The 678-nt window shown below is 45.3% G+C and carries 1 protein-coding gene; it reads right to left on the bottom strand.

Annotated elements, in window-relative coordinates; translation table 11 throughout:
• Window positions 1–678 (bottom strand): glycosyl hydrolase family 28 protein (locus QWY29_RS19740; protein WP_300962945.1); only part of this gene is annotated, 678 nt, incomplete at both ends.

The raw sequence follows: 678 nt of genomic DNA, 5'->3' as shown, positions 1-678 counted from the left end.
CTGCCAGTCACTGAAGTCATAATCAAGTTGCTGATTGGGATGTTGCCCTTAGGAGTTCCACTGGATGACCCGCCTTGATAGTCTTCTTGAACATTTATTCCGTATTTCCTAATACCTGAAAGTTTAATGTTTTTATAAGTGACATCCTTAACGGCACCTGTTCCAGCGTCTGAATGAGTCTTAATGTGGATACCGTTGTCCGAATTCATGACAGTGGAATCACTAAAAGTGATATTGGACACAGTGTTTGCAGCGCCACTTGCGGAACTTTGACCTACGGACAAACTCAAACCGTGTCCTCCGCTGCAGGTCAAGTTAGAGAAGATCATGCCGGAACCTTGGTTTACTGCAACGCAGTCATCTTGATTTTTAACTACAGAGTTTCGAACGGTAATGCGGTTTGAGCTGGAGACGTCGAATCCGTCGGTGTTGTGACCTCCTTGTGAATCTCCGGCGCTAACATCAATGGTGAATCGATCTAGAACGGTGTCACTAGCAGAGTTGATTGAAACGCATTGATGGGGACAGTTTAAGAGTTTGATGTTGTTCAGATTTGATCCGCCGGTGGTCTTGATTCTGAAGAATTTGGGCTTCTTTTTTCCTTTATCTCCTTGACCGTCCCACCATTTAGCACCTTGTCCATCCAAAGTGGCACCGGTACCCACAACGGTTACTTTG

Origin of the sequence: Nocardioides abyssi (assembly GCF_030412915.1) — a bacterium.
In the GTDB taxonomy this organism is placed as follows: Bacteria; Actinomycetota; Actinomycetes; order Propionibacteriales; family Nocardioidaceae; genus Nocardioides; species Nocardioides abyssi.
This window is presented reverse-complemented; position numbering and strand designations above follow the sequence as displayed.